This is a genomic window from Pseudomonas sp. 910_21, from assembly GCF_052850735.1.
Genome location: NZ_VXCY01000003.1, coordinates 150,045 through 174,445 on the forward strand (window position 1 = coordinate 150,045; position 24,401 = coordinate 174,445).

Sequence of the window (24,401 nt, forward strand, 5' to 3'; positions counted from 1 at the left end):
CGTGACTCCAGAAATTCAGTGAATGCCCCTGCGCGAACGGCAGGGGGAAATCGGATAAGGGGGCTGGAGAGGTTTACTCGCCCCAGACGTCCTTGAGGACGTTGACCCAGTTCTCGCCCATGATCTTGCGCACCACGCGCTCGCTGTGGCCGCGTTTGAGCAGGGTCTCGGTGAGGTTGGGGAACTCGCCCACGGTGCGGATGCCCAGGGGGTTGATGATCTTGCCGAAGTTGGTCAGGCGGCGGGCGTAGCCCTTGTCGTGGGTCAGGTACTCGAAGAAGTCCTGGCCATGGCCCTGGGTGAAGTCGGTGCCGATGCCGATGGAATCCTCACCGACGATGTTCATGGTGTATTCGATGGCTTCGGCGTAGTCGTCGATGGTGGAGTCGATGCCCTTGGCCAGGAACGGCGCGAACATGGTCACGCCAACGAAGCCGCCATGGTCGGCGATGAACTTCAGTTCTGCATCGGACTTGTTGCGCGGGTGCTCCTTGAGCCCCGACGGCAGGCAGTGGGAGTAGCAGACGGGCTTCTTGGATTCGAGGATCACTTCCTCGCTGGTCTTGGAACCGACGTGGGACAGGTCGCACATGACCCCGACGCGGTTCATCTCGGCGACGATCTCGCGGCCGAACCCGGAGAGCCCGCCATCACGCTCGTAGCAGCCGGTGCCCACCAGATTCTGGGTGTTGTAGCACATCTGCACGATGCCCACGCCCAGCTGCTTGAACACCTCGACGTAGCCGATCTGGTCTTCGAAAGCGTGGGCATTCTGGAAGCCGAAGAGGATACCGGTCTTGCCCACCTCCTTGGCCTTGCGGATATCCGCAGTGGTGCGCACCGGCATTACCAGGTCGCTGTTTTCGCGGATCAGTTTCTGGCTGGAGGCAATGTTGTTGACCGTGGCCTGAAACCCTTCCCAGACCGACACGGTGCAGTTGGCTGCGGTCAGGCCGCCCTTGCGCATGTCTTCGAACAGCTCGCGGTTCCACTTGGCAATGATCAGCCCGTCGATAACGATGCTGTCGGCGTGTAATTCGGCTGGGCTCATCAGGCTGTCCCCTTATTGGCGATTCATGCGCCGAATCGTCTGCCGGCGCTTTGGGGTCAGCATATGCTTGAGGACCAGGGCGCCCCGGTGCAAAAACGACAGGGGAATTGCCGAAAGCGTCAAGACCCGACAAAGGGCCGGATGTGGGGGTGTGGCGCCCTCTGTTCTTTGCCTGGGGCTTGCGCCAGAATTCGCCGTTCCAACGAAAGCTTCACTGGATTAGAGGCAGCGCTGCAATGAAACCGATCTTCCTGGCCTTGGTTCTGATGGCGACTGGCGTGCAGGCGGCCGAAGAAACCGACAGTTCTCCCTGCGACGGCGTGGAAAACGACGTGCAGACCCTGGAATGCGCCACCTACAACCGGACCACTGCCGAGCAGTTGCTGGCTGACAACGTGCAGAGCCTGCTGGAACGCCTCGGTACCTTGTACGGCAACGACAAGGCGCAACTGAGCGACATCAGCGCCAAGGTCAAGAACGCCCAGCAGTTGTGGCAGAAGCAGCGCGATGCCGACTGTGCGGTGGAGTCCTTCCCGGCCAAGTCCGGAACCAAGGCCTACACCATCGCCACCAATGATTGCCTGGCGCGGATGAGCGACGAGCGCTCGGAGTTCATCGAGTCCATCGCCCAGGAATGATCCGCCCCCTGTAGGAGCGGGCTTGCCCGCGAAGCATGCCCGACCCCGCCCCATGTCGCGGCGGGAAAAGCTTCGCGAGCAAGCTCGCTCCTACGCAGGTCACGGAGTCAGGCGCCGCCGCGAAAGCACGAGACGCCCCAGGCCGTCAGCTTGAACGGCAGGTGGTAGTGCTGGCGCGGGTCATCCAGGCCGAAGCGATACACCAGCACATCGAGAAACGGCACTTGCCCCGAGACCTGGCCCTGGGCTCGATAGAACGCCGCCACGTCCAGCTCCACCTCGTAGACGCCCCGGTCGAAGCGGGCCGCCAGCTCGCTCAGCGGGGCCAGCAGGCCGTTGTCGGCAATCTGTCCTTCACAGAGCCACTCCTCGCCCAGGCGGCGCACCCGAACCTGCATGCCCGCGGCCACCTTGCCGCTGGCGACATCCACCACGTGGATGGACACTCCGCCATTCATTTCCAGAACCCCACATGGGCCTGGGCCGCTTCGTTTTCCAGCATCGGCCCCAACACCGGGATCTGCCGCTGCCCCCGGGCAAAGACTTCACGGCATGGCAGGGAGAAGGTCGGGTTTTCCGGGTGATCGCCGGTCAGTGCCAGCAAGGCATGCTCGGACAAGGCGTAGACCACCCGGCCAATGCCGGTCCAGTAAATGGCCCCGGCGCACATGCAGCAAGGCTCGGCGCTGGTGTACAGGGTGCACTGGGCCAGCTCCTCGGGGCCCAGGAGCCTGGCGGCCTTGGCGGCAGCGGCGAGTTCGGCGTGCTGGGTCGGGTCGCCTTCGGGGGGCATGGAGTTGTTGCCGGCACTGGCAACGATCTTGCCGTTGCGGTCCGCCACCAGGGCGGCGAACGGGTGGCGGCCACGGGCCTTGGCCTCTTCGGCCAGCGCAATGCTCTGACGCAGCAGTTGCAGGTCCAGTTCGCTGACACCGGCAGGGATAGGGGAGAGAATCTGGGTCATCTTGACCTCCTTTTCATGGACAGAAACCCGCCGAAAAAGACGGGGCTGATAGCCGTCTTCAATCGCCAAGCCCGGCATGAGCTGCCAGTTCTTCGGCGGCAGACGTGCGGGGATTGAGCAACAGGTTGAGCACGATGGCGGTGATGGCGCCGAGGAAGATGCCGCTTTCCAGCAGCAGCTTGAGAGGGCCGTGGGCATGGGCGAACAACGCTGGAAAGGACATCGGCAGCACGCCGACACTGACCGACACCGCAACGATGATGCCGTTGCGCGTCCCCTCGAACTTCACCCGTGACAGCTCCTGGATGCCGGCCACGGTGGTCATGCCGAACATGACGATGGCGCAGCCGCCCAGTACCGGGGTCGGCACCGCAGCCACCAGCGCCCCGAGCTTGGGAAACAGCCCCATGAGCACCATGATTGCGCCGGCTGCCGCCACCACGAAGCGGCTCTTGATCTTGGAAAGCGCGATCAGTCCGGTGTTCTGGGTAAAGGCGTTGTAAGGGAAGCTGTTGAACAGGCCGCCGAGCATGGTGGACAGACCGTCGGCGCGAAAGGCGTTACCCAGGGTGCGCTGGGTCATGGGCTTGCCGGTGAGCTTGCCAATGGCCAGGCAGTTGCCGGTGGTCTCGGCCATGATCACCAGCATCGCCAGGGTCATGATCAGGATCGGCATCAGGGAGAATTGCGGAGCTCCGAAGGCCATGGGCGGGCTCAGCTCGAACCAGGCCGCTTCACCCACCTGGGCAAAGTGCGTCATGCCGAAGGCCGCAGCGATCAGGCTGCCCACCAGCAGCCCGATCAGCACACTGAGGTTGCCGATAAAGCCCGAGAACTTGCCGTAGATCACCAGGGTCACCGCCACCGTGGCCAGCCCCAGCAACAGGTTGGCCGGTGCGCCGAAATCCTCGGCGGCGGGGTTGCCGCCCCCCAGCCAGACGGCCGCCGCCGGCATCAGGGAAATGCCGATGATGGTAATCAGACTGCCGATCACCACCGGGGGAAAGAACCTCAGCAGACGGCTGAACAGTGGAGCCATGGCGATGGTGAGAAACCCGGCAGCGATCACCGCGCCGAACACCTCGGCCAGGCCGAACTGCTTGCCGATCATGATCATCGGCGCCAGGGCGATGAAGGAGCAGCCCTGGATCAACGGCAAGCGTGCGCCGAACCGCCAGAAACCCAGGGTCTGGATCAGGGTGGCAATGCCGGACGTCAGCAGGTTGGCATTGATCAGTAACACCACCTGGGCCGCAGTCAGGCCCAGGGCATTGCCTAGAATCAATGGCACCGCCACCGCACCGGCATACATCACCAGCACATGCTGCAAGCCGAAGGTGAACAACTGGCGGACGGGCAGGACCTCGTCCACTGGGTGAACCCGGGGAATGTTCATGTCGCAGATCTCCTGAAAGTGCAGCTCTTGTTGTTGTTCTGGCAGGCATCCGGGAGCAATGCCCCGGCAGGATGTACGAACGTCGGCGCCCATGATCTGTGCTTGAATACGATGAAACAAATGAGCAGCCATCGTTTTTAACGATGGATTGGACAACCCTGTCCTGGGGTCGGGAGACGCGATGCGCTTTTCACTGGAACAACTGCAGATGTTCGTTCAGGCCGCACAAACCGGCTCGTTCTCGGCCGCTGCACGCAAGCTGGGCAAGACCCAGTCCACGGTCAGCGTGGCCATTGCCAACCTGGAGGCCGATCTGGGGGTGGAGTTGTTCGACCGCAGCAGCCGCAGCCCGGTGCTGACCGCCAGAGGACAGAAAATGCTGCTGCAGGCTGAGGCGGTACTGGAGCGCTGCCTGACCCTGCAGGCCAATGCCGACGGTCTGTCGCAGGCGCTGGAGCCGCAGTTGTCCATCGTGATCGAAACCCCGTACGGCCCGTTGATGCCGGCCTTGCGCGAGTTCGAGCAGGCCTTCCCCTATGTCGACCTGCTGATCCGTCACCCGCTGTCCGGAGATGCCAGCGAGCTGGTGGCCCGTGGCGATGCGGTGCTGGGGATCGCCTTTTCGCAACCGGGTTATCCCCAGGAGCTGGAGTTCCAGCAGATGGGCAAGCTGATCATGTTGCACGTCTGCCACCCGGATCATCCCCTGGCCCGTCTGGACAACGTGACCTTCGACGACCTGCGTGGGCACCGGCGCCTGGCCTTCAGCGCCCATGCCGACAAGCTGCCCAGCAGCGAGTACCTGCGCTGCAACCAATTGTGGCAAGCGGAAAACTACCTGGCGCTGCTGGAGATGGTCCGCGCCGGCCTGGGCTGGGCCACCCTGCCCCGGCAACTGATCCAGCGTGAACTGGCCCAGGGCGAACTGGTGGAACTGCAACTGGGCGCCTATCCCCACACCGACTGGCTGGTGGGCGTGGACCTGCTCTGGGCCCGACAACGAGTGATGGGCAAGGCCGAACGCTGGCTCAAGGAACGCCTGTTACGACACAAGGTGTACGAAGTGGACCGGCGCGGGCAGTCCACGACCTGGTAACGGCGGCACGGGCAACAAAGGGACAAGGTTCCGAGCTTGGCCCGACCCCGCAAGAGCACCCGGAAAAAATTGCCGCCGTCTTCGCTATACGCGCCGACCAGCTGGAGCTGTAAGCTGCGCCCCACTCAACGATTGAAAGGGTTACTCATGAGCATCTGCGGTATCGAGATCAAGGGCAGCGAAGCCATCTTCGCCCTCGCTTCCCTGCAAGACGGCGCACCGCAACACCAGGCGCTGGCCATCAAGAAAATCGCTCTGGAAGACGACGATGAAGCGGGCAACGTCCGGGCCTTCGCCGTCCAGATCGGCGCCTTTGTCCGTGAGCACGGGATTACCCGCATCGCCATCAAGAAACGCAGCAAGAAAGGCGAATTCGCCGGCGGCCCTACTACCTTCAAGATCGAAGGCGTGCTGCAGCTGCTGGAACACTGCGAAGTGACCCTGCTGTCGCCACAGACCATCAACGCCCAGTACAAGAAGCACGACTTCAGCCTGCCGGCGAGCCTCAACAAATACCAGCACGAGGCCTACAAAAGCGCCTGCGCCGCCTTGCTGAAAAAATAACCGGTAGCCGCCGGCTTGCCGGCGCAGAGGCCGCTATACGCTACGCCGATAATGCTGCAGCCAGTCGGCGAATGAATTGTCTTCCAGGGCATAGGCGCCCCGGCTGGACTTCCACACCAGCTCCTTTTCCCGCAGGGCATCGATACAGGCTTGCACCGTCTGGGTGCCCGGTTGCGTATCGCTGCCCATGGCCTGCAACGCCTTGGCCACCGCCGCCAGGGTGTCGTCGGTAAAGGGCGCGAACGGCAGGTTGTTGCGCGAACGCTCCACCATCACTTCCAGCACCGCCCGCTGGGACAGGGTCAGACCGTTCCAGGCGCTTTCGAATTCGCTCCAGACCCCGGCTCGCAGAACCTCGGCACTGCTGCGCAACAACTCGTTGAGCTGGCTCGCCTCCCCCAGTTCCAGGGCCACCTGGCCAATGATGCTGCGAAGCATTTCCGGACGCCGGCCAACCCATTCGAAGGCCTGGTCCAGATCATCGGCATTGAACTGATTGGTGGGCGCCAGATGAGCGTTCAGATGGGCGGTGTAGGCCTTGGTGAAATCCCGTCCCAACAGCGGGAACGGGGTGATGCTCGAACCGAAGAATGGCTGGTTACGGTTGAGCACCAGATGGGCCAGCTTGTCGCGATTGGACCCGGTGAACACCAGGCGCAGGCCACTGGTGTCCATGTCCCGTCCCTGATTGAGCTGATCCCGGGCCGCCTTGAGAGCGAACATGGCATTCAACCCAGACTCCGAGCTCAAGGCATGCTGGGCCTCGTCGATCACCAGGACCACCGTCTTGCCCGCGGCGCTGTGGAGCAATTCCAGGGCCTGGGTCAGGGTCGCGCCTTCGGGCAACTGGGACTTGCTGAAGTCCCAGGACAGGGTGCGCAAAAAGCTGAGCTTCTCCACCCCAAGGGACTTGGCCAGTTTGCGAATGCCTTTCTCGAAAGGCACCAGCGCCCCGGCAATGGCCGCGGCGATCAGCTCGGCAGGGTCTTTTTCGCGATTGGCCCAAAGGTCGACATAAACCGCCAGCCAGCCACGGCTCTGGCACTCGGGCAGCAGGTCCTCTCGCAGAAAGGTGCTTTTCCCGGTGCGCCGAGGCGCCGCCAGGAACAGCCCCGAGCTGTAATCCTGAATCCCCGAGCCCACCAGGCCATCGGCAATATTGAGCGCCAGTGCAGGACGACGAAACACGAAACCGGTGTTTTTCGACATGGTTTTATACTCAATTATTGCCAGGACTATAATTTATAGTCGCGAGTATAATTGACTATAAACCCCTGTCAAACCGACTCCCGGCCGCTCCCTTGCAGGCGTCGGTCTTCACGGGGGCAGTGCACGAAACGCGCGCGGTAACTGCGGGTGAAGTAGGACGGCGACTCAAACCCACAGGCGATGCTCACCTCCAGCACGCTCATGTCGGTCTGGCGCAGCAGCTGTCGGGCCTTCTCCAGGCGCAGGCCCAGATAGAAGTTGCTCGGGGTGTCGTTCAAGTGCAGGCGGAACAGCCGCTCCAGCTGGCGCCGGGTCACCTTGATCGACTCCGCCAGGGCCAGGGTGCTCAGGGGCGGCTCGCTGTGCTGCTCCATCTCGCCGATCACCTGCACCAGTTTCTTGTTGCTGATGCCGTAGCGGCTGGCGACTTCCATGCGCTGGTGATCCTTGCGCGGGCGGATGCGCCCGAGCACGAATTGTTCGCTGACCTGGATCGCCAGTTCCGGACCGTGGGCCTGGGCGATCAGGTCGAGCATCATGTCGATGGACGCGGTGCCGCCGGCACAGGTGATGCGCCGCCGATCGATCTCGAACAGCTCCTGGGTCACGCTCAGCTGTGGATAAGACTCCTTGAAGGCCTCGATGGCTTCCCAGTGCAGGGTTACCCGGTGCCCTTCCAGCAACCCGGACTCCGCGAGAATCACGCTGCCGGTATCGATACCGCCGAGGGTCACGCCCTCCACATCCAGGCGCCGCAGCCAGTGTTCCAGAGCAGGACTCAGGAACTTCAACGGCTCGAAACCGGCCACCACCCACAAGGTTGCGCCCTTCTTCAGCGGCTCCAGGGCCGCATCGACATTCACCGACATCCCGTTGCTGGCCAGCACCGCGCCGCCATCGGCGCTGAGCACCTGCCAGCGATACAGCTCGCCACGAAAACGATTGGCCACCCGCAGCGGCTCGATGGCGGAAATGAAACCGATGGCGGAGAACCCCGGCATCAGCAGGAAGTAGCAATCCAGGGACATGCAACGCACTCCGGTGACGGCCAGCGTGGGCCCTGTGATACGCCAAATGCCCCACAGCCACAAGAGGTCAGGTCGCTGCAGTGCAAGAGTCGGTCGCCGCTGTGCGCTTGCCGCCTGCGACGCCTCCGTACCTTGGCATCACCGACGCACAAAGACGCCGGGACCGACAATAACGACCTGCCGAGGGAACCACCATGAAACGACTGATCAGCCATTGTGTGCTTGCGCTAAGTGGTAGCGTTTTTCTGAGTTCAGGGGCCATGGCCGCCGACGCCGCCAGTTGCCAGAATGTGCGCCTTGGGGTGGTCAACTGGACCGACGTGATCGCCACCAGCGCCATGACCCAGGTCCTGCTCGACGGTCTCGGCTACAAGACCAAGCAGACCAGCGCCTCGCAGCAGATCATCTTCGCCGGCATCCGTGACCAGCGCCTGGATCTGTTCCTCGGCTACTGGAACCCGCTGATGACCCAGACCATCACGCCGTTCGTCGACGCCAATCAGGTCAAGGTCCTGGCCGAGCCCAGCCTCAAGGACGCCCGCGCCACCCTGGCCGTCCCCTCCTACCTGGCCGACAAGGGCCTGAAGACCTTCGCCGACATCGCCAGGTTCCAGAAGGAGCTGGGGGGCAAGATCTACGGCATCGAGCCCGGCTCGGGGGCCAATACCCAGATCAAGGACATGATCGCCAAGAACCAGTTCGGCCTCGGCAAGTTCCAGCTGGTGGAGTCCAGCGAGGCGGGCATGTTGTCGGCGGTGGCCCGAGCGGTGAAACGCAACGAAGCCATCGTGTTCTTCGGCTGGGCGCCGCACCCGATGAACGTCAACATCAAGATGACCTACCTCAGCGGCAGTGAAAACGCCCTGGGGCCCAACGAGGGCCAGGCCACGGTCTGGACCGTCACCGCACCGACCTATGCCGAGCAGTGCCCGAACGTGCACCGGCTGCTGACCAACCTGACCTTCAGCGCCGAAGACGAGAGCCGGATGATGCAGCCGCTGCTGGATCACAAGGACGCCCTGGAATCTGCCAGGCAGTGGCTCAAGGATCACCCTCAGGACCAGCAGCGCTGGCTTGACGGGGTGACCACCTTCGATGGCAAACCGGCCGCCGAACACCTGCAACTGACCAACAAGTAAGCACCGCCACCAGCGCCCCGCAGCCCGCCCAGGGCTGCGCACGGCCACCTCATGCCCCCAGCAAACATGCCTGTAAGGAATCGCCCCATGAACCACGACGTCATCATCACCTGCGCACTCACCGGTGCTGGCGACACGACCGCCAAGAGCCCCCATGTGCCGGTCACCCCAAAACAGATTGCCGCCGCCGCGGTAGAAGCCGCCAAGGCCGGCGCCACGGTGGTTCACTGCCACGTCCGGGACCCTGCGACCGGCAAGTTCAGCCGTGATGTCGCGCTGTACCGCGAAGTCATGGAGCGCATTCGCGAGGCCGAGGTCGACATCATCGTCAACCTCACCGCCGGCATGGGCGGCGACCTGGAGATCGGCGCCGGCGAGCATCCCATGGAGTTCGGGCCCAACACCGATCTGGTCGGGCCGCTGACCCGCCTGGCCCATGTCGAGGAACTGCTGCCGGAGATCTGCACCCTGGACTGCGGCACGCTCAACTTCGGTGACGGCGACACCATCTACGTGTCCACCCCGGCCCAACTACGGGCCGGTGCCAAGCGCATCCAGGAGTTGGGGGTGAAAGCCGAGCTGGAGATCTTCGACACCGGGCACCTGTGGTTCGCCAAGCAGATGATCAAGGAAGGCCTGCTGGACAACCCGCTGTTCCAACTGTGCCTGGGCATTCCCTGGGGCGCCCCCGCGGACACCACCACCATGAAGGCCATGGTGGACAACCTGCCGGCGGAGGCGGTCTGGGCCGGTTTCGGTATCGGGCGCATGCAGATGCCCATGGCCGCGCAAGCGGTGCTGCTGGGGGGCAACGTGCGGGTCGGCCTGGAGGACAACCTGTGGCTGGATCGCGGCGTGCTCGCCACCAACGGCCAACTGGTGGAACGGGCCACAGAGATCCTCAGCCGCCTCGGCGCCCGGGTCCTGACCCCGGCCGAAGGCCGCCAGAAAATGGGCCTGAAGCAACGCGGCTGACCCTAATCCACCTCTCCCCCCGTAGGAGCGAGCTTGCTCGCGAAGAGGCCGTCACATCCGAGCTCGTAGCAGCCGGCTTGCCGGCGAAGAGGCCCGCAAGGCCGCCAACCGCTTCGCTGGCAAGCCCGCTTCTACCGACTCTTTTTTCAGGAAGACGCGATGACTTTTATCACCAACATCAAAACCTTCGCCGCTCTGGGCAGCGGCGTGATCGGCAGCGGCTGGGTAGCCCGTGCCCTGGCCCACGGCCTGGACGTAGTGGCCTGGGACCCGGCCCCCGGCGCTGAAGCGGCCCTGCGCAAGCGGGTCGCCAACGCCTGGGGCGCCCTGGAACAACAGGGCCTGGCACCCGGCGCCTCACAACAGCGCCTGCGCTTTGTCGCCACCATCGAAGAATGCGTGAAAGATGCCGACTTCATCCAGGAAAGCGCTCCCGAGCGCCTGGAACTCAAGCTGCAACTGCACAGCAAGATCAGCGCCGCGGCCAAGCCAAACGCCCTAATCGGCTCCAGCACCTCGGGCCTGCTGCCTAGCGAATTCTACGAAGGCTCGACCCACCCGGAACGCTGCGTGGTGGGTCACCCGTTCAACCCGGTATACCTGCTGCCACTGGTGGAAGTGGTGGGCGGCAAGCACACCGCACCCGAGGCGATACAGGCGGCGATCCAGGTCTATGAATCCTTGGGCATGCGTCCACTGCACGTGCGCAAGGAAGTCCCGGGATTCATCGCCGACCGCCTGCTCGAAGCCCTGTGGCGCGAAGCCTTGCACCTGGTCAATGACGGGGTGGCGACCACCGGGGAAATCGACGACGCGATCCGCTTTGGCGCCGGCCTGCGCTGGTCGTTCATGGGCACCTTCCTCACCTACACCCTGGCGGGAGGCGACGCCGGCATGCGCCACTTCATGGCCCAGTTCGGCCCAGCGCTGCAACTGCCCTGGACCTACCTGCCGGCCCCGGAGCTGACCGACAAACTGATCGATGACGTAGTCGAGGGCACCGCCGAGCAACTGGGCACGCACAGCATTGCGGCCCTGGAGCGCTATCGTGATGACTGCCTGCTGGCAGTGCTGGAGGCGGTGAAAACCACCAAGGCCAAGCACGGCATGCACTTTCACGACTAACCCCAATCACTGTAGGAGCTGGCTTGCCAGCGAATAGGCCCTCAAGCCAGGCGCACACCCAACGGACGCCTTCGCCGGCAAGCCGGCTCCTACATTCATCCGGTGATCCTATGCCTGCCTTGACCACCTACAGCACCCGCATCATCCGCGACTGGGTCGACTACAACGGCCATCTGCGCGATGCCTTCTATCTGCTGATCTTCAGCTATGCCACCGATGCCCTGATGGATCGCCTGGGGCTCGACAGCGACAATCGCGAAGCCAGCGGCCACTCGCTGTTCACCCTGGAACTGCACCTGAACTACCTGCACGAGGTAAAGCTCGACACCGAGGTCGAAGTCCATACCCGGATCATCGGCCACGACCGCAAGCGCCTGCACCTGTATCACAGCCTGCACAAGGTCGGTGATCCCCAGGAACTGGCCGGCAACGAACAGATGCTGCTCCACGTCGACCTCGCCGGCCCCCGTTCCGCGCCGTTCAGTGCGCCGGTATTGCAGCGCCTGCAAGCCATGACAGCCGAGCAGGCCGACCTGCCGCGCCCCACCTACATCGGCCGGGTGATTGGCCTGCCTACGGAAAAATGACAACCAGCCCGAACAGGAGATCGCCGTGAACATCGCCGCCCTTGCCGACTATCGCCGTTATCCGCTGATCAGCCCGTTGAGCAGCGTCCAGATCCTGCCGGACCGGGTCCAGGTGCACTGGGCCGATGGCCGCCTCAGCCCCTTTCATCATCAATGGCTGCGGGACAACTGCCCCTGCCCGGAATGCGTCTATAGCGTGACCCGCGAACAGGTGCTGGAAATCGTCGATGTCGCCGAGGACCTCGGTTGCCACGGGGCGCACATCGATAGCCAGGGCTGCCTGTGCCTCGACTGGTCGAACGGCCACCACAGCCGCTTCGATCCCGGCTGGCTGCGGGCCCACGCCTATGACGAGCAATCCCGCAAGGAGCGCCGCGCCCATGCGGCGCACAGCCGGTTGTGGGACAGCACCCTGCAGTTGCCGGTATTCGACTATCAGGCCCTGATGGACGATCCCGAGGCTCTGCTGCAATGGCTGCTGGCCCTGCGCGACACCGGCCTGACCCAGGTCCGGGGCGCCCCCACCGAGCCGGGTTCGCTGGCGCTGATCGCCCGACGTATCTCGTTTATCCGCGAGAGCAACTTCGGCGTGCTGTTCAACGTGCAATCCAAGGCCGACGCCGACAGCAACGCCTACACCGCTTTCAACCTGCCGCTGCACAGCGACCTGCCTACCCGCGAACTGCAACCGGGGCTGCAGTTCCTGCATTGCCTGGTCAATGACGCCGTGGGCGGCGAAAGCATCTTCGTCGACGGCTTCGCCATCGCCGATGCCTTGCGCCTTGAAGACCCCGAGGCCTTCCTGACCTTGTGTGAAACACCCGTGGAGTTTCGCAACAAGGACCGCCACAGCGACTACCGCTGCCTGGCGCCGATCATTGCCCTGGATGCCCTGGGCCGGGTGGCGGAGATCCGCATGGCCAACTTCCTGCGGGGGCCCTTCGACACCTCGGAGCAACAGATGCCCCGGCTGTACCGCGCCTACCGCCGATTTATCGCCATGACCCGGGAGGTGCGGTTCCGGGTAATCCGCCGCCTCGACCCGGGCCAGCTCTGGTGCTTCGACAACCGTCGTACCCTGCATGCCCGCAACGCCTTCGACCCGTCCAGCGGCGCCCGGCATTTCCAGGGTTGCTACATCGATCGCGACGAGCTGTTATCCAGAATCCTGGTGCTACAGCGCTGATCGCCCTACCTGCTGCCCGGCTCCCGCACAGGAGCCGGGCAGCGGTGCAACGTTCCCCGGGCAAAAAAAAGCCCCGATCAAGCCGTGACAGGATCGAGGCAGGGACTACTTCTGAGGAGCTGCAGTGAGAAGGTGACCAAACCATCACGACGCCAGCTGGTTTCAGTCTGCCCACTCTGCCTGCCCACGAGTTAGCCGAGAGCGACCTGCTCATAGGTATTAGGGCCACTACAAGCGTTCAGATGTCCTCGGTATAGAACACCACCGTCACGTAGAAATAGCCGATCTTGTGCCAATCCCGGCGCTGGTTGTAGGGCGTCTCTTCCGAGCCCATGCCGACCTGATAATTACGCCCGGTCCTTTTATCCCTATAGGACATGAACCCCTTCGTTTCCCAGCCACAGCAGACAAACCTAAGCCCCTCCTGCAACCCCAACTCCCGTTGCAGATAACGCTCTACCTCATGGGCATCCTGACCCTTGACCCGATACCTGGCGGTCAGCGGTGCGCCCTGATCCTGCGGCTGCGACTCACATTGGAAAAACTCCAGGGACTTCGGCGGATCGCTCATGGCCCGCAAAAAATCGCCACACGCGGTGGCTGCCGCAGCCACGCTGCAAACCATCCACAACAAACAGGCCAAACCCAGGTTGAACAGCACTTTCATCCACTACAGCTCCCTATTCTTTTGCCCCAACGGCCATCCTGCCCACCCCCACCGCTTGCAGCTGGCGAGCTTGAGCGGCAGCACGGCTCAATATCCACCCTTATGCAAGCCCGGGCCATCACACGCAAGCGCCGCGAGACTTGATCGACCGCCTTTTCCAGGCGCTGTTGCAACCGGCCATGACCATCGAGTTAGCCGAAAACGACCTGTTCATAGGTAATCGGGCCATCGCGACCATCTGCCCTTGCCGTCACCCGGACGGCCTACCAGAATCGACTGACGACCACGTTACCTGAATAAGGATGAGCGTCATGATGCATGCGGATTTGATTGATCAGGACGACCTGCTGGGACAACTCCGGGCCCTGGGTTTCGAGATGCCCGCAGGCGCCAGCGCCGAGCAGGCCTGTGAGTGTGCGGTGCGGGGTTTGAGCGATGCGCGGGCCAAGGCGCTCAAGGGCATGGTGGAGCAGATGCTTACCGGCAATGCGACCATTCTTCCCGCGGTCCGCCAGGCCATCGATCGCCAGTTGCTGCCGGCCCTGGCCGAGTACCTGCAGCAAAAACGCGCCTGAGTCTCCCTGTGCCCTGAGCGGATTGCTAGAGTGCGCGTCCCTCTGGCGAAAACAGGCAAGCACTCATGATAGCGATACAACCCGGCTCATCCGCCGACGCGCCCGGCTGGCTGCAATTGCGCCTGGGCCTGTGGCCTGACTGTGCGCCCGACGAGCACCAGGCCGAAATCCGCCAGATGCTGAACGCCCCCCAGCGCTATGGCTGCTGGCTGGCCTTTGCCGAGAACGGTGAAGCCATCGGCCTGGCCGAGGCGGCGTTGCGCCACGACTACGTCAACGGCACCGAGAGTTCGCCGGTGGTGTTTCTCGAAGGGATCTATGTGGCTCCCGAGCACCGTCGCCGGGGCGTTGCCCAGCAACTGATCGAACAGGTCAGCCAGTGGGGACGCCAGGCCGGGTGCGTGGAGATCGCATCTGACACCAGCCTGGACAATCTGGTCAGCCAGACACTGCACCACGCGCTGGGCTTCGAGGAAACCGAACGCGTGGTGTACTTCAAGAAGCGTCTGTGACTACAGACGCACGCTGGCGAAGGTCGACTCGTTGCGCGCCTGGCTCAAGGCCGACAGCGGGCCGGACAGCGGCGCCAGGACCATGGCTTGCGGCAGCGGCATCATTGCCACCTGCTGGGTGGTGTTGGAGCCGATGCGCTCGTCACGAGGCGGAATGCCAAAGTACTCGCGGTAGCACTTGGAGAAGTGCGGCGTAGAGACGAAGCCACAGACTGAAGCCACTTCGATGATCGACATCGGCGTCTGCTTGAGCAGTTGCCGGGCACGGATCAAGCGCAGCTTGAGGTAGTAGCGCGACGGCGAACAATGCAGGTACTTCTGGAACAGCCGCTCCAATTGTCGCCGGGAGACGGCCACGTAAACCGCCAGTTCGTCCAGATCGATCGGCTCTTCGAGGTTGGCCTCCATCAGCGCTACGATTTCCTGGAGCTTGGGCTGGTTGGTGCCGAGCATGTGCTTGAGCGGCACGCGCTGGTGATCCTGTTCATTACGGATGCGTTCGTAGACGAACATCTCCGAGATCGCTGCCGACAACTCACGGCCATGATCGCGGCTGATCAGGTGCAGCATCATGTCCAGCGGCGCGGTGCCACCGGAGCTGGTGAAGCGGTTTCGGTCGAGGGTGAACAGGCGGGTGCTCATGGCGACCCGGGGGAAGGCTTCCTGCATCGACGCCAGGCATTCCCAGTGCACGCTGCAATCGAAGCCGTCCAGCAGGCCGGCGCAGGCCAGGGCCCAACTGCCGGTGCACACCGCGCCGAGGCGGCGCGACTGGCGGGCCTGGCTTTGCAACCAGGACACATGTTCACGGGTCACGGTGCGCTGGATGCCGATGCCACCGCAGACGATCACGGTATCGAGGCTGGGGGCTTTGTGCATGGCCGCGTCGGGGGTGATTTGCAGGCCATCACTGGCCCAGACCTGACCGCCATCGACGCTGAGGGTGGTCCAGCGATACAGCTCGCGGCCGGACAGTTGATTGGCCATGCGCAGGGGTTCGACTGCGGAGGCCAGGGAAATCAGCGTGAAATTGTCCAGCAGCAGAAAGCCGATGGATTGAGGCGCACGGTTCTGGGGTTGGGCCCCGGAGTTGAACGACGTCATCGCGGTATCTCCTCACACAAAGCGGGTGATGGCCTCAGGCGGAGGCTCTTTTTATGTGCCCTGCTGCTCAAGAGAGGCGGGCTTGAAATTCACAGAGCAATTGCCATGCCTAAAGTTGAATGGGCATTCAATAACTCCTGAAAACGACGTCGCGACGTGTCTACATAGCCCTTGTCAATGTGCGGATAAGAAGCGCCGGAATCACCGCGCAGAAGGCGGGCGCCAGAGCGGTGAGCAGTTAGGTAGCACTTGCGCGACCGATGCGTCGGGCCAGGACTGGCGAGTGTCACTCAAAGCACAACCGGCCGACGGACGCAGAGGTCCATCAGCCCGGTTGGCCACTTGTCTATTCACGACGCGCTAAAAGGTGGCGCGCCCCTCCCCTGATGAGCAATTTGGGCGCGCCGCCAGCCCTGTGCAGCCGCCGGCGTACCGCTGCATGCGGGCTCAACACTCCACTGCACTCACCGCCAGCCCGCCGCGAGAGGTCTCTTTATATTTGTCATGCATGTCCGCCCCGGTATCACGCATGGTGCGAATCACCCGATCCAGGGAGATGAAGTGCTGGCCATCGCCGCGCAAGGCCATCTGCGCGGCATTGATCGCCTTCACCGCGGCAATCGCGTTGCGCTCGATGCAGGGCACCTGCACCAAACCGCCCACCGGATCGCAGGTCAGGCCGAGGTTATGCTCCAGGCCGATTTCCGCGGCGTTGCACAACTGCTCGGGCGTGGCCCCGAGAATCTCCGCCAACCCCGCCGCAGCCATGGCACAGGCCGAACCGACTTCGCCCTGGCAGCCGACTTCGGCGCCGGAGATCGAGGCGTTCTTCTTGCACAGGATGCCGATGGCCGCCGCGCCCAGAAAGAAGTCCACCACGTTGGCGTCGGTCACGTCCTCGCTGAACTTCATAAAGTAGTGCAGCACCGCCGGAATGATCCCCGCTGCGCCATTGGTGGGGGCGGTGACCATGCGTCCACCGGCGGCGTTCTCCTCGTTCACCGCCAGGGCGAACAGGTTGACCCACTCCATGGCGCTCAAGGTCGAGCCGATCACATTGGGTTTGTTGAGCTCCTGCAGGCTGCGATGCAACTTGGCCGCGCGACGGCGCACATTGAGCCCACCGGGCAGGATGCCTTCGTGCTTGAGCCCCTGCTCCACACAATCCTGCATGGCCCGCCAGAGCACCATCAGCCCGCTGCGGATTTCTGCCTCCGAACGCCAGACCTTCTCGTTGGCCAGCATCAGTTCGGCGACCCGCAGGTTGTGCTGCTGGCACAGGCTGAGCAGTTCCACCGCACTGGAGAAATCGTAAGGCAGCTCGCTACGGTCCAGGTCTGCCACGCCGCTGCTGGCCTGGGCCTGGTCGACGACAAAACCGCCACCCACCGAATAGTAGGTATCGCGCAACAACTCCCCGCCTTCACCTTCAGCCACCAGGGTCATGGCATTGGGGTGAAAGGGCAGGTTCTCGTCCAGCAGGCGCATGTCCCGGGACCAGATGAAAGGCACAGGCAGCCGTCCGTCCAGCAACAGGGTCTGAGTTTCCCTGAGCTGTTCGATGCGCGGGCCGATCAACGACGGATCGATTGCATCCGGCCACTCTCCCATCAAGCCCATGATCACGGCGTTGTCGCTGCCATGGCCAATGCCGGTGGCTGACAGCGAGCCGAACAGTTGCACCTCGATCCGCCGCACCGACTCCAGCAGATGGCGTTCCTTCAATACCTGGACGAATAACGCCGCGGCGCGCATGGGCCCGACGGTGTGGGAACTGGAAGGCCCGATGCCGATCTTGAACAAGTCGAAAACACTGATAGCCATTACTGCGTAACTCCTCGATGAGCACAGTCCAGGCGCTGAAAACGCCCACTGACGGAGCTGCTACGCTCAAGCTGCAATCCGCCGAGAAGGGCGCATCATCAGGCTTTTACAGCGACTCGCGACGTCTGACACCGACTCACTCATGTCCACCAACGCCGCCTGGCGCGAGGCTCGGGTTCTGGGCGTTTTTTGCGGCTCAGATGCAGGAAAAAATGCCCAAAAACACTGTAAGCGACCTCACCGACACTGGATGCGACCCTCCCTGTACTGGATACGACGCACCCTGTAGGCGACAGTTTTTCACTGGTACATGATCAGTCTCGACTCGATTGCAAGGCACGGTGGTAGAGCTGTCCCCGGCACACCAACCGCCACACTTATAAGCGCGGTCCATACGCCGCCAAAAAAACATCCAGGAGTCTCCCCTATGAAAGGTTCCCCGTCGTTGTTGTTGGCCGCCATGCTGAGTCTGCCGCTTCTGGCACAAGCCGCAGAACCGGCGCAATGCAGCACCGTAAACTTCTCCGATGTCGGCTGGACCGATATCACCGTGACCACCGCCACCACCAGCGTCGTGCTCAACGCCCTGGGCTACAAGACCAAGACCACGATGATTTCCGTGCCGGTGACCTACAAGTCCCTGGCCGACGGCAAGAACATGGACGTGTTCCTCGGCAACTGGATGCCCACCATGGAAAACGACATCAAGCCCTACCGTGATGCCGGCACCGTGGAAACCGTGCGCGCCAACTTGGAAAACGCCAAGTACACCCTGGCAGTACCCGAGTCGCTGTATGACAAGGGCCTGAAAGACTTCGCCGACATCGTCAAGTTCAAGAAGGAGCTGGACGGCAAGATCTACGGCATCGAGCCAGGCAACGACGGCAACCGCACCATCCAGACGATGATCGACAAGAACGCCTTTGGCCTCAAGGACGCAGGGTTCAAGGTGGTGGAGTCCAGCGAGGCGGGCATGCTGTCCCAGGTCGAGCGCGCGCAGCGTCGCGACACTGCGGTGGTGTTCCTGGGCTGGGAACCGCACCCGATGAACACGCGCTTCAAGATGAAGTACCTGACCGGTGGCGACGACTTCTTCGGTCCCAACTTCGGCCAGGCCACCATCTACACCAACACTCGCAAGGGCTATACCACCGAATGCAGCAACGTTGGCCAGTTGCTGAAGAACCTGTCGTTCACCCTGAACATGGAAAGCACCCTGATGGGCAACGTTCTGGACGACAAGATGAAGCCTGACGCGGCCGCCAAGGCCTGGCTGAAGAAGAATCCACAGGTGCTCGATACCTGGCTCGCTGGCGTCACCACCATTGACGGTAAACCTGGCCTGGAAGCCGTGAAAGCCAAGCTTGAACAAGCTTCGAATTAAGTAACTCGCTTACGCCGGGCGGGTTCGCCTGCCCGGGCTGTTTTTTCCTTGCATGCGGACGTTCAATACCATGCTCACTGATCAGAAAATCCCCCTGGGCCAGTACATCGCGGCTTTCGTAGAGTGGTTGACGAAACACGGTGCCAGCACCTTCGATGCGATCGCTACCACCCTGGAAACCATGATCCACGGCGTGACGTTCGCGCTGACCTGGTTCAATCCCCTGGCCCTGATCGGCCTGATCGCCCTGCTGGCGCACCTGATCCAGCGCAAATGGGGCCTGACTGTATTTGTCGTGCTGTCCTTCCTGCTGATCCTCAATCTGGGGTACTGGCAGGAAACCATGGAAACCCTGGCCCAGGTGCTGTTCGCCACCCTGGTCTGCGTGCTGATCGGCGTGCCCCTGGGAATCGTCGCCGCGCACAAGCCGCTGTTCTACACCATGATGCGTCCGGTCCTCGACCTGATGCAGACCGTTCCCACATTCGTCTACCTGATCCCGACCCTGACCCTGTTCGGCCTCGGGGTGGTGCCCGGCCTGATCTCCACGGTGGTGTTCGCCATTGCCGCACCGATCCGCCTGACCTACCTGGGCATTCGCGATGTTCCACAAGAGTTGATGGACGCAGGCAAGGCCTTTGGCTGTTCGCGCCGTCAGTTGTTGTCGCGCATTGAGCTGCCCCACGCCATGCCGAGCATCGCCGCCGGTATTACCCAATGCATCATGCTGTCGCTGTCGATGGTGGTGATCGCCGCCCTGGTCGGCGCCGACGGCCTGGGCAAACCCGTGGTCAACGCACTCAACACCGCCGACATTGCCCTGGGCTTCGAAGCTGGCCTGGCGATCGTGCTGCTGGCGATCATGCTCGACCGCATCTGCAAACAACCTGAAGCCAAAGTAGGGGGTGACGCATGAGCATAATCCGCTTCGATAACGTCGACGTTATCTTCTCCAAGGACCCACGGGAGGCGCTCAAGCTGCTGGACCAGGGCATGACCCGCAACGAAATCCTGAAGAAGACCGGGCAGATCGTGGGCGTGGAAAAAGCCAGCCTGGACGTGCAGAAAGGCGAGATCTGCGTGCTGATGGGCCTCTCCGGCTCCGGCAAATCCAGCCTGTTGCGCTGCATCAATGGCCTCAACACCGTGAGCCGCGGCAAGCTGTTCGTCGAACACGAAGGCAAGCAGATCGACATTGCCTCCTGCACCCCCGCCGAACTGAAGATGATGCGCACCCAGCGCATCGCCATGGTGTTCCAGAAATTCGCCCTGATGCCCTGGCTGACGGTGCGGGAAAACATCAGCTTCGGCCTGGAGATGCAGGGTCGCCCCGAGAAGGAGCGGCGCAAGCTGGTGGACGAGAAACTTGAGCTGGTGGGCCTGACCCAGTGGCGCAACAAGAAGCCCGACGAGCTGTCCGGCGGCATGCAGCAGCGGGTGGGCCTGGCCCGCGCCCTGGCCATGGACGCCGATATCCTGCTGATGGACGAACCCTTCTCGGCCCTCGACCCGCTGATCCGTCAGGGCCTGCAGGACGAACTGCTGGAACTGCAACGCAAGCTGAGCAAGACCATCGTCTTCGTCAGCCACGACCTGGACGAAGCCCTGAAACTGGGTAGCCGCATCGCCATCATGAAAGACGGGCGGATCATCCAGTACAGCAAGCCGGAAGAGATCGTGCTCAATCCTGCGGACGACTATGTGCGCACCTTCGTCGCCCACACCAACCCGCTGAACGTGCTCTGCGGTCGCAGCCTGATGCGCAGCCTGGACAACTGCAAACGCGTCAACGGCTCGGTGTGCCTGGACCCGGGCGGCGATTCCTGGCTCGACCTGGCCGAGGGCAACACCATCAAGGGCGCCCGACGCAACGGCTCGCAGATGGACCTGCAGAACTGGGTTCCGGGGCAAGCGGTGGAAGAACTGGGCCGGCGCCCGACCCTGGTGGACTCCAACATCGGTATGCGCGACGCCCTGCAGATCCGCTACCAGACCGGCAACAAACTGGTGCTCCACGACAACCAGCAGGTGGTGGGGATTCTCGGCGACAGCGAGCTCTACCACGCCCTGCTCGGCAAGAACCTGGGTTAAGCCGCAGACACAAAAACGCCGCGAGCAATCGCGGCGTTTTGCTTTAACCACCCACCACCTTCTGTAGGAGCTGGCTTGCCAGCGAACAGGCCCTGAAGCCTTGCAGCGCCCTTGAGGACGCCTTCGCCGGCAAGCCGGCTTCCTACAGCGGCTGGAACCGCCCCCTCGGGAGCGGCCCCTGACTTCACTCAGCTATAGACACGGCCAAGGAGCTGCCGATGGCTTTCGAACTGATCGAGCACATCACGGGTGATCTGCTCCTGGGTAAAGCCCATCAAGTCGTATTCCTGGCTGCCGTTGTGCAGGTACACCTCGGCGCGGTAGAAACGACTGCGCACTTCACTGTCCGCCCCTTCCGGCTGAGTCGATTCGCTCGGCGTCGCCAGGTAGCCGTCCAGGCTCACTTCATAGACGAAGGGATTGCCTTCATCCATTTCCACGCGCAGGCCCAGCAGGTTCTTCGACTTGCCCAGGTTGGTCTGCACTTCCAGGCTCAGGTTGCGCAGTTGCACCGCCGCTTCCTGCAGGGCCGGACTGACGTGCTTGTCCATGTAGCGCTGCACCACCGATTGGGTCGGTTGCAGGTCCAGCTGGGTCAGGCGCTCGCTGAAACCACGACGACCGCGCTCAGCCAGTTGCGCCTGCTCCTGCTCGATCTGCACGTCCTGGCGCATGGCCTTGTGCAAGCCGAACATGAAGAAGATCAGCACCACCGAGAACGGCAGGCCGGCCAGCACCACCATGGTCTGCATGGCTTCGAAGTTGCCGGCGAACAACAGGCCGATAGTCACCAGGGTGATCACCGCCGACCAGAAGATCCGCAACCAGTGCGGGGCGTCTTCGTCGACGTTGCCGCCCTTGCACGACAGGTTGGCCATCATCACCGCGCCGGAGTCGGCAGGGGTCAGGAACAGCACGAAACCGACGAAGATCGATACACCGATGACAATCTTCGAGGCCGGGTAGTGCTCAAGCAGCTGGTAGATCGCCATGGACGGCTGTTCCAGCGCCGTCTTGCCCAGCTCCACCGCGCCCTGGTTGACCACCAGGTCCAGGGCCGAGTTGCCGAAGATCGACAGCCAGGCCAGGGTGAAGCCCAGGGGAATCAGCAGCACGCCGGCCACCAGTTCACGCACGGTGCGACCACGGGAAATACGCGCAATGAACATGCCCACGAATGGCGCCCAGGAAATCCACCAGGCCCAGTAGAACAGGGTCCACAGGCCCAGCCAGCGATCGGACTTGGCACTGTCGCCTTCATACACGTAGAGATCGAAGGTCTTGAGCACCACACCGTTGAGGTAGTCGCCGATGTTCTGCACGAAGCCGTTGAGCAGGTGCAGGGTCGGGCCGAACAGCAGGACGAAAATCAACAGGCCGCTGAACAGCACGATGTTCAGGTTGGACAGGCGGCGGATGCCGTTTTCCACACCGGACACCGCGGCGATGGTGGCTACCGTGCTCATGACGATGATCACGATCAGCAGGTTGGTGTTGCTGTGCTCCATGCCGAACAGGTTTTCCAGGCCGGAAGACACCTGCATCGAACCAATCCCGAGGTTGGTCACCAGGCCCAGCAGGGTCACGAACATGCCGAAACCGTCCACCGCATGGCCGGCCGCACCCTTGACCCAGCGCTCGCCCACCAGCGGATACAACGCCGAGCGCAGGGCCAGCGGCTGGTTATGGCGATAGGCGAAGTACGCCACCGCCAGGCCCACCAGGGCATAGATCGCCCAGCCATGCAGACCCCAGTGCAGGAAGGTCAGCTGCAGCGCCTGGCGTGCGGCCAGGTTGCTGCCGGGTACGCCTTCAGGCGGGTTGAAGTAGTGATCCAGGGGCTCGGAAGCACCGAAGTACAAAAGCGAGATACCGATACCGGAAGAGAACAGCATCCCGGCCCAGGCACCGTAGCTGAAGTCCGGGGTGTCTTGCTTGGTCCCCAGCTTGAGCTTGCCGTAGGAGGAGAACGCCAGGCCCACCACGAACACCAGGTAGGCGGCGATCACCACCATGTAGTACCAGCCGAAGCTGCGAGACAACCAGGCCTGGGCAATGCCCAGCAGTCGGCCGGCCTCTTGCGGGGCGATGATCAGAATCGCGGTCAACAACAGGATCAACGCGGTGGAGGTGTAGAACACCCAACCGTTGACCCGCACCTTCTCCGGTGGGGTCTTTATAAGAGAGGCAGAACTCATTGCGCAGATGCTCCGGGCAGTGCGAGAGAAGGACACAAGGCAACACGGCACCCGATCAATCGGTTAGTTGGCAGCCGATCGTCGGGTGATATAAAGACACCCCGAAAACACCCGAAACCGCAAAAGCCGCGTTGCGCAACCGCATCCGGGGCCGGTGATGAACCTGCAGTTCATCGCCTGAATCCCGGAGCGTCCTGCCCCTTCAACACGTTTGTTCTCTTGCCGGTCCACGCCATGCCGCATGTAAGTTTCGGGCATTTTCGGAGGTCGTTTTTCCGCCATCTGCGAGTAGGAGAAACTCCTCAGGCAGCGACGATTTGTCGCAGATCTTATTCTTTGTTGATTGAACGTTCAATCAAAACAAAATAGACTGGCCCACAAGTCGACCGGCGTAATACGCCTGTCGACAGGCCTAAGGAGAGGTATCAGATGCCCAAGGTCGGTATGCAACCCATACGCCGCCAGCAATTGATCGAAGCCACGCTACAGGCGGTCGATCAGGTCGGAATGGGGGACGCCAGCATTGCGCTGATCGCCCGTTTGGCCGGTGTTTCAAACGGCATCATCAGTCACTACTTTCGGGACAAGAACGGCCTGATCGCAGCGACGATGGGTTACATCATGAGCATGCTCAACGAAGGCGTCAGAGCACGCCGCCAGGCCCTGACGGACGACAGCCCGCGCGCTCACCTGAAAGTGATCATCGAGGGCAACTTCGATGCCAGCCAGGTGAACGGCCCGGCAATGAAAACCTGGTTGGCCTTCTGGGCTTCCAGCATGCACCAGCCCGATTTGCACAGGTTGCAGCGGATCAACGACCACCGCTTGTATTCCAACCTGTGTTGCCAGTTCCGCCGTGCCCTGCCGCTCTACCATGCGCGCAAGGCAGCACGCGGCCTGGCGGCTTTGATCGACGGTTTGTGGCTGCGTGGTGCCTTGTCGGGTGATGAATTCGACACCGACCAGGCGATACGGATCGCTTACGAATACATGGATCTACAACTGGCTAAGCAGGAGCGCTAGAGCACAAAAGAGACGCTCGGCCCCTGACCCGCCACTGATCAACGTGCCCTGAACTTCAGGACACG

24 protein-coding genes are annotated in these 24,401 nt (G+C 62.6%); 14 read left to right on the plus strand and 10 right to left on the minus strand.

The window, feature by feature from the left end:
* Positions 1 to 73: 73 nt before the first annotated feature.
* On the minus strand, positions 74 to 1,051 hold the full coding sequence (locus FW796_RS10645) for a dipeptidase (RefSeq protein WP_123726579.1): 978 nt from the start codon (positions 1,049 to 1,051) through the stop codon (positions 74 to 76).
* A 236-nt stretch (positions 1,052 to 1,287) separates the two neighbouring features.
* On the opposite strand from FW796_RS10645, the gene FW796_RS10650 reads away from it, so the two are divergent.
* Positions 1,288 to 1,689 (plus strand): lysozyme inhibitor LprI family protein, encoded by a 402-nt coding sequence (locus FW796_RS10650; RefSeq protein WP_346633168.1) that lies wholly within the window; start codon positions 1,288 to 1,290, stop codon positions 1,687 to 1,689.
* A gap of 107 nt (positions 1,690 to 1,796) precedes the next feature.
* Here FW796_RS10650 and FW796_RS10655 read toward each other — a convergent pair whose 3' ends face one another.
* Genes FW796_RS10655 through FW796_RS10665 form a run of 3 tightly spaced genes read right to left on the minus strand, consistent with a single transcriptional unit; the run spans position 1,797 to position 4,049 of the window.
* Positions 1,797 to 2,135: a hydroxyisourate hydrolase gene (locus FW796_RS10655; protein ID WP_346633169.1), complete on the minus strand. Its 339-nt coding sequence runs from the start codon at positions 2,133 to 2,135 to the stop codon at positions 1,797 to 1,799.
* Between the two features lie 8 nt (positions 2,136 to 2,143).
* Positions 2,144 to 2,653, minus strand: coding sequence for a nucleoside deaminase (locus FW796_RS10660; protein WP_346633170.1), 510 nt, complete (start codon positions 2,651 to 2,653; stop codon positions 2,144 to 2,146).
* 58 nt (positions 2,654 to 2,711) lie between these two features.
* Complete coding sequence (locus FW796_RS10665; protein ID WP_346633171.1) at positions 2,712 to 4,049, minus strand: nucleobase:cation symporter-2 family protein; 1,338 nt, start codon at positions 4,047 to 4,049, stop codon at positions 2,712 to 2,714.
* 181 nt (positions 4,050 to 4,230) lie between these two features.
* On the opposite strand from FW796_RS10665, the gene FW796_RS10670 reads away from it, so the two are divergent.
* Positions 4,231 to 5,145 carry a LysR family transcriptional regulator gene (locus FW796_RS10670; RefSeq protein WP_446439347.1) on the plus strand — a complete coding sequence of 305 codons (915 nt, stop codon included), beginning with the start codon at positions 4,231 to 4,233 and terminating at the stop codon, positions 5,143 to 5,145.
* 147 nt (positions 5,146 to 5,292) lie between these two features.
* A complete protein-coding gene (locus FW796_RS10675; protein ID WP_446439348.1) occupies positions 5,293 to 5,709 on the plus strand; it encodes a DUF3010 family protein in 417 nt (138 codons plus the stop codon).
* Between the two features lie 33 nt (positions 5,710 to 5,742).
* Here FW796_RS10675 and FW796_RS10680 read toward each other — a convergent pair whose 3' ends face one another.
* A complete protein-coding gene (locus tag FW796_RS10680) occupies positions 5,743 to 6,918 on the minus strand; it encodes an AAA family ATPase (protein ID WP_446439349.1) in 1,176 nt (391 codons plus the stop codon).
* 68 nt (positions 6,919 to 6,986) lie between these two features.
* Positions 6,987 to 7,946, minus strand: coding sequence for a GlxA family transcriptional regulator (locus FW796_RS10685; protein ID WP_404937825.1), 960 nt, complete (start codon positions 7,944 to 7,946; stop codon positions 6,987 to 6,989).
* 194 nt (positions 7,947 to 8,140) lie between these two features.
* Between FW796_RS10685 and FW796_RS10690 the strand changes: the two genes are divergently transcribed.
* The 5 genes from FW796_RS10690 (at position 8,141) to FW796_RS10710 (ending at position 12,958) form a co-directional block, all read left to right on the plus strand.
* Positions 8,141 to 9,085: a choline ABC transporter substrate-binding protein gene (locus FW796_RS10690; protein ID WP_402892548.1), complete on the plus strand. Its 945-nt coding sequence runs from the start codon at positions 8,141 to 8,143 to the stop codon at positions 9,083 to 9,085.
* An 87-nt stretch (positions 9,086 to 9,172) separates the two neighbouring features.
* Positions 9,173 to 10,060, plus strand: a complete 888-nt coding sequence (locus FW796_RS10695; RefSeq protein ID WP_346633177.1) for a 3-keto-5-aminohexanoate cleavage protein — start codon at positions 9,173 to 9,175, stop codon at positions 10,058 to 10,060.
* 159 nt (positions 10,061 to 10,219) lie between these two features.
* On the plus strand, positions 10,220 to 11,185 hold the full coding sequence (locus FW796_RS10700) for an L-carnitine dehydrogenase (RefSeq protein ID WP_346633178.1): 966 nt from the start codon (positions 10,220 to 10,222) through the stop codon (positions 11,183 to 11,185).
* Between the two features lie 110 nt (positions 11,186 to 11,295).
* Positions 11,296 to 11,772 carry a thioesterase family protein gene (locus tag FW796_RS10705; RefSeq protein ID WP_446439350.1) on the plus strand — a complete coding sequence of 159 codons (477 nt, stop codon included), beginning with the start codon at positions 11,296 to 11,298 and terminating at the stop codon, positions 11,770 to 11,772.
* A 25-nt stretch (positions 11,773 to 11,797) separates the two neighbouring features.
* Complete coding sequence (locus FW796_RS10710) at positions 11,798 to 12,958, plus strand: gamma-butyrobetaine dioxygenase (protein ID WP_446439351.1); 1,161 nt, start codon at positions 11,798 to 11,800, stop codon at positions 12,956 to 12,958.
* 238 nt (positions 12,959 to 13,196) lie between these two features.
* On the opposite strand, the gene FW796_RS10715 is transcribed toward FW796_RS10710, so the two are convergent.
* Positions 13,197 to 13,625 carry a DUF4952 domain-containing protein gene (locus tag FW796_RS10715; RefSeq protein WP_346633181.1) on the minus strand — a complete coding sequence of 143 codons (429 nt, stop codon included), beginning with the start codon at positions 13,623 to 13,625 and terminating at the stop codon, positions 13,197 to 13,199.
* 311 nt (positions 13,626 to 13,936) lie between these two features.
* On the opposite strand from FW796_RS10715, the gene FW796_RS10720 reads away from it, so the two are divergent.
* Both FW796_RS10720 and aac(6') read left to right on the plus strand, forming a co-directional pair.
* Complete coding sequence (locus FW796_RS10720) at positions 13,937 to 14,200, plus strand: hypothetical protein (RefSeq protein WP_025131152.1); 264 nt, start codon at positions 13,937 to 13,939, stop codon at positions 14,198 to 14,200.
* A gap of 65 nt (positions 14,201 to 14,265) precedes the next feature.
* The gene (gene aac(6'), locus FW796_RS10725) at positions 14,266 to 14,712 is read left to right on the plus strand and encodes an aminoglycoside 6'-N-acetyltransferase (RefSeq protein ID WP_346633182.1); all 447 of its coding nucleotides are present in this window, start codon (positions 14,266 to 14,268) and stop codon (positions 14,710 to 14,712) included.
* Here aac(6') and gbdR read toward each other — a convergent pair whose 3' ends face one another.
* Positions 14,713 to 15,816 (minus strand): choline metabolism transcriptional regulator GbdR, encoded by a 1,104-nt coding sequence (gbdR, locus tag FW796_RS10730; protein WP_011063935.1) that lies wholly within the window; start codon positions 15,814 to 15,816, stop codon positions 14,713 to 14,715.
* 447 nt (positions 15,817 to 16,263) lie between these two features.
* Positions 16,264 to 17,640 (minus strand): L-serine ammonia-lyase, encoded by a 1,377-nt coding sequence (locus tag FW796_RS10735; protein WP_404937829.1) that lies wholly within the window; start codon positions 17,638 to 17,640, stop codon positions 16,264 to 16,266.
* 427 nt (positions 17,641 to 18,067) lie between these two features.
* Between FW796_RS10735 and FW796_RS10740 the strand changes: the two genes are divergently transcribed.
* The 3 genes from FW796_RS10740 (at position 18,068) to choV (ending at position 21,115) form a co-directional block, all read left to right on the plus strand.
* Positions 18,068 to 19,024, plus strand: a complete 957-nt coding sequence (locus tag FW796_RS10740) for a choline ABC transporter substrate-binding protein (protein ID WP_346633184.1) — start codon at positions 18,068 to 18,070, stop codon at positions 19,022 to 19,024.
* A gap of 70 nt (positions 19,025 to 19,094) precedes the next feature.
* A complete protein-coding gene (gene choW / locus FW796_RS10745) occupies positions 19,095 to 19,940 on the plus strand; it encodes a choline ABC transporter permease subunit (RefSeq protein WP_060841472.1) in 846 nt (281 codons plus the stop codon).
* Positions 19,937 to 21,115: a choline ABC transporter ATP-binding protein gene (choV, locus tag FW796_RS10750; protein ID WP_346633185.1), complete on the plus strand. Its 1,179-nt coding sequence runs from the start codon at positions 19,937 to 19,939 to the stop codon at positions 21,113 to 21,115. Before choW ends, choV begins: the two co-directional genes overlap by 4 nt.
* Before the next feature lie 188 nt (positions 21,116 to 21,303).
* On the opposite strand, the gene FW796_RS10755 is transcribed toward choV, so the two are convergent.
* The gene (locus FW796_RS10755; protein ID WP_346633429.1) at positions 21,304 to 23,256 is read right to left on the minus strand and encodes a BCCT family transporter; all 1,953 of its coding nucleotides are present in this window, start codon (positions 23,254 to 23,256) and stop codon (positions 21,304 to 21,306) included.
* Between the two features lie 486 nt (positions 23,257 to 23,742).
* Here FW796_RS10755 and betI point away from each other — a divergent pair, with 486 nt between their 5' ends.
* Positions 23,743 to 24,336 (plus strand): transcriptional regulator BetI, encoded by a 594-nt coding sequence (betI, locus tag FW796_RS10760; protein ID WP_123726597.1) that lies wholly within the window; start codon positions 23,743 to 23,745, stop codon positions 24,334 to 24,336.
* Positions 24,337 to 24,401 lie beyond the last annotated feature (65 nt).